4 protein-coding genes are annotated in these 4,175 nt (G+C 59.7%); 3 read left to right on the forward strand and 1 reads right to left on the reverse strand.

The genetic code is table 11. The features are described from left to right. Positions 1-170: 170 nt before the first annotated feature. Positions 171-1,196, reverse strand: a complete 1,026-nt coding sequence (locus tag ATN38_RS30315; protein WP_256932246.1) for a DUF4365 domain-containing protein — start codon at positions 1,194-1,196, stop codon at positions 171-173. Positions 1,197-1,401: 205 nt separating this feature from the next. Between ATN38_RS30315 and ATN38_RS30320 the strand changes: the two genes are divergently transcribed. The 3 genes from ATN38_RS30320 to ATN38_RS30330 all read left to right on the forward strand — a co-directional run bounded on the left by ATN38_RS30320 (position 1,402) and on the right by ATN38_RS30330 (position 3,943). Beyond that, entirely contained in the window at positions 1,402-2,409 is a 1,008-nt protein-coding gene (locus ATN38_RS30320) for a DUF3560 domain-containing protein (protein ID WP_003942432.1), read from the forward strand. Beyond that, positions 2,406-2,762, forward strand: coding sequence for a hypothetical protein (locus tag ATN38_RS30325; RefSeq protein ID WP_003942448.1), 357 nt, complete (start codon positions 2,406-2,408; stop codon positions 2,760-2,762). Before ATN38_RS30320 ends, ATN38_RS30325 begins: the two co-directional genes overlap by 4 nt. A 209-nt stretch (positions 2,763-2,971) precedes the next feature. Next, positions 2,972-3,943, forward strand: a complete 972-nt coding sequence (locus ATN38_RS30330; protein ID WP_003942433.1) for a DUF4192 domain-containing protein — start codon at positions 2,972-2,974, stop codon at positions 3,941-3,943. Positions 3,944-4,175: the final 232 nt, after the last annotated feature.

Genomic DNA, 4,175 nt, shown 5'->3' on the forward strand with positions numbered 1-4,175 from the left:
ATACCCATTTCGGCGGCGACGTGGGCGATCGGGCGGTCGTGACACCGCTCGATCAGGCGTCGTCTTCCCTCGACGGTGAGTGGAGCATTACGGTGTGTCACAGGGCTGGTCCTTCTTGGTCGAGAACGGCTATGTCGCAATTCCTATTCTCGCGCCGAGGACCAGCCCGTCTACTTCAGTCCCGCGTCATCAACGTCCGTACCCGCAACAGCTAGACAACGGCCTCTGTGCAGGAGGAGCCACGCCCGATCGACGTCGCTGTAATCGCTATGGGTCAGAGCGCCGTCTACGACGTCCAATCCGCCTTGTGGGTTTCCGTCTTCGACGGAAAGAGCACAGGCGAACACTGCGGCTGCAGCCCGTTCCGATGGCGCCTTGGCGTCCTTGACCAGTTTTTCGAGCGCGTCAATGTTGGCGTCACCGCCCAGAATGTCGTGCGCTGCAGCATAAAATCGCCACCCCCACGTGGTCGAGCTTCGGCATTCCGCGAGGTCCGGTGCCGGATCCTTAGTACTTTTGGCCAGCGCGTCAACCGCCGTGCGCGGTGTCAGGTGCCTCAGCCGCATTTTGATCAACAATGCGATGGCTTCGTGGGGTTCCAGTTTCGTCACTGGCGAGTTCGGGTGGGGGGCCACCAGGCGCGGCGTCAACATCGCATAGCGGTAACGATCAGTCGACAACACATCTGCACTACCCCACGCAGTCCCTTCCCATTGTGAGTGGATTCGGCCTTTGGTCGCGATTTCCAGGAGGTCTCCTATGTGGTGTTTGTCGACAGTTGAATCAACGCGGACCAGAATCTTGGCACCTTTGCCGGTACTTTTAACTGAATCCTGTGTCACATGAACCCAATACGATTTTTCGGTGGACTCCTCATGCAGGAACAGGATGAACGGCACAGAGTATTCGAGCCAATACTTCAAATGCTCACTGTTGGTATCACGGAACCACCATCCAACAAGTTTTCCGTCCGCATCGAATTCCGGATAATCGAACCACGTGTCCCCGTTCTTCACCTGACCAGCGATGAGTGCACCAGAATCAATGCCTGTTGCCGTCCGCGGCTGCAGAAAGACATCTGTACCGACTTCGCCGGCAGGGTTGGGGGCTACGTGCCAATTCAATTTCGTGAACTGGTAGCCGATGGCTAATTCCCCAATGTTTCCGGTTTGGACGGTACTACTGGCTTTTATCATTGTTTCGCCTCATCTGCCGCGTTCCCTGATGGTTCCTGTCTATAGACAATCACAACCTGCGTGTATGTCCCCGGCACCGGGTGCGGCGGGGACATACACGCAGGTGAATGCATGTTTTTGTCGGATATCGAGGGTAGGTTTGGAGGTGTCCAATTGCTGACGGGCGGACTGACTACCTGCCCCACTGTTAGGTCGGAGATTCGAAGTGACGTTGACGATTTCGCACACTGCCGCGGATGGAACGCTAATTGACGGGACCTCTCGCGGTGATGGTTCCGGAGATGTATTGGCGGCGCACGGGTGGAGGTGGTTTCGCAGTATCGGTTTCTGGGGGATCCGGAGCAGTAGGGATCGGGCTCCGAAGGTTCGCCTGATTGAGTTGACTGCAGAGGCGTTGCGCGCGAGTGGTTTCGATGTCGAGATTGATATCGACTCGACAGCGCGGCCGACGGCCGAGGTCGAGGCCGATCGCATTGATCGTCAAACTGCTCGGGTGGAAGCGCTCGCGCTGAAGGCGGGGCGCCGGTCAGAACAGGCGGAGTCGGCTTGGGAGGCAGAGCAGCGCGCGGCTGCCCAGCTTCCTCCTGGGGGTGAGCCGATCAAGGTCGGGCACCATTCGGAGGGGCGGCATCGGCGAGCGCTCAAGAAAGTCCATCAGCGCCTGGGACAGGCTGTGGCAGCCGAGGGGAATGCGGAGGAAGCACGTAGGCGCGCGGAGGCGACAGCGGTGACCACAGCGGCTCGCTACAGCCCGGTGACCGTGAAGAATCGGATCGACAAAATGCACGCAGAGCAGCGCGCGGACCAACGCGAGCTCGACGGTCACGAGCGGACGCTCTTCGTGGTGCGTGGCGTGAAGCTGATCGAGAAATTTCCTCCGGCCGAGGGCACCTACCGTCAGGCGTTGATTACCCGTATCGCCGAGCGGGCCGACCAGATCACCTATTGGGAAGGAATCCGCGCCCAGCAGATCGCGTCAGGTCAGGCCAACAATTTCGGGCCGGACACGATCGCGAAAGGAGATCTGGTCAGGTGCTCGGGTGTCTGGTATTCGGTGGTTCGGGTCAATAAGAAATCTGTCACTGTTCCGGCGAGGATTGGCGGCGATTGGACGGACACTATTCCGTATCACAAACTTGCTGGACACAGGCAGGCGAAGGAAGCCGAAACAGCTTCGGCCAGTTCATCTTCCATCAAGGAGGTTCGGTCGTGAACAGTCTCCGGGACGAGATTCACAGCGGAGAGTTTCGGCAGTCGCGCCACTATCCGGTTGCACGTTCCGTGGAACGTGTTGCTGCCCAAACATTTATGCGACTCCACCCCGAGACCGAGTGGCCACCGGTTAACGGCCACTTCGCGGACGTGTACCGCCTCGCCAGCTGGCGTCTGCTCACACCGCTCGAGACTGTCGCCGCTCTCGATTACGAAACTCTGACGGCGAGCTCGTGGGACGCTCTGCCGGACGATCAGCGCGAAGCCTGGTTCGAGCATGTGCGCGGCACCAATTCTCGTCTGTCACGCACCCGGATCGGCAGATTCACAGCCGAGGTGATCACTGCCCCTTAGCAGCTAAGACTACGGGAGGCCGGCGCTTTGCGTCGCCTCCTGTGTCTATGTCCCCGGCACCGGGTGTGCCGGGGACATAGACACAGGTCAAAGTGCCTTTTTGTCGTAGGCGTGGGGTAGCTTTCAAGTGTTCGTCAGTCCAATCCATCGGGTGAATCTGACCAGTTCGCCCACCGACCCAAAGGGGTTCCGTAATGCCAGCTTTCCGAATGACCAGCCCGTCCGATGTTGTCGCCGGTGCCGTGGCTATGGGTGGCCATCTTCCCGAGGACGAGTTGGTCATCATCACCCTCGATGTGCACCCGTGCAGGGTCGCCATGCTCCCCCTCCTCAATCTGCTCCCTGGCGTGTCGGAGGGAATTCTGAGTTCCTTGCGTGTGACACCAGCTCTGGAAGAGTGCCAATCGATGCTTGTGGTTGTCTTTGGCACGCTCGAACGGGGCAATGACGTAGCCGAAGCGCTCGAAACATTTCGGCCCGATTCAGTTCCGCCTGTGTTCGTTTTCACCGATGGTCTGGTACGTCAATGGACGGGCGCGGGATCACTTGCCGCACAGTCGGGTACACCTGTCGATCTTGCAGCACACCCACTGATCACCGAAGCGTTGTTCGAGGGCACAACGATTCTCAAGACCCGCAGCGAGATCCGAGCAGGGTTTACCGCCGCGCAGCACGGCCCGGAACGCGCTGCCGCGGCCTCACGGGCCTTCGGCGCCAAGCGCATCGTTCTACGCGCCATGGAGCCACAGCGAGCGGCCGATCGGGTATTCGATCTGGCACTTTCGCACTACCTGGACGGCACGTCACAGCACGGCATTACCGTTACCGATGAGCACGCAGCCGTTATTGCTGCTGCCATGCATGACGTGACGGTGCGCGATCTGTTGTTCGCACACATCGACGAAAACAATGCCGATGCAGCCGCCGAGGTAATGCGGCAGGTCGGCGCACTTTTACCCGAGGATTTGGCCGGTCCGCTCATGGTGTTCGCCGGAGTCTTCAACTGGGTCAATCGCCGCTCTGCGCTGGCACGTGAAGCACTGACGAGTGGCCGCCGACTCGACCCGTCCCACAGCTTCGGGAAAATGTTCGAGCAGGTTCTCGACAACGGTCTGCACCCCGCGATCTGGGAACAATTGCGGACTGCGGCAGTTCTGGCACATCAAACCCAGGCGCAGTAGATAACGAATCGGTGGCGCAATGCATTTCGTGACTGCGCCACCGATTTTCTTGCCCTGCGCCAATGGAGCCGAGCGACGATTCTCGTTTCGCCGCGATTTTCTAAATTGCGTTTTAGCGCAACGAAATACCCGCAACCCCGGCCGCGCAGCGGCGGGAATTTCCGTTACAGGGCGGCTTGCCGCCCGTGCGTCCGGGACCCGGGCGTAGCCCGGGTTACCCCTCCCGACGGTT

The sequence above is a fragment of the Rhodococcus sp. FH8 genome (assembly GCF_019266085.1).
Taxonomy (GTDB): domain Bacteria; phylum Actinomycetota; class Actinomycetes; order Mycobacteriales; family Mycobacteriaceae; genus Rhodococcus_F; species Rhodococcus_F qingshengii.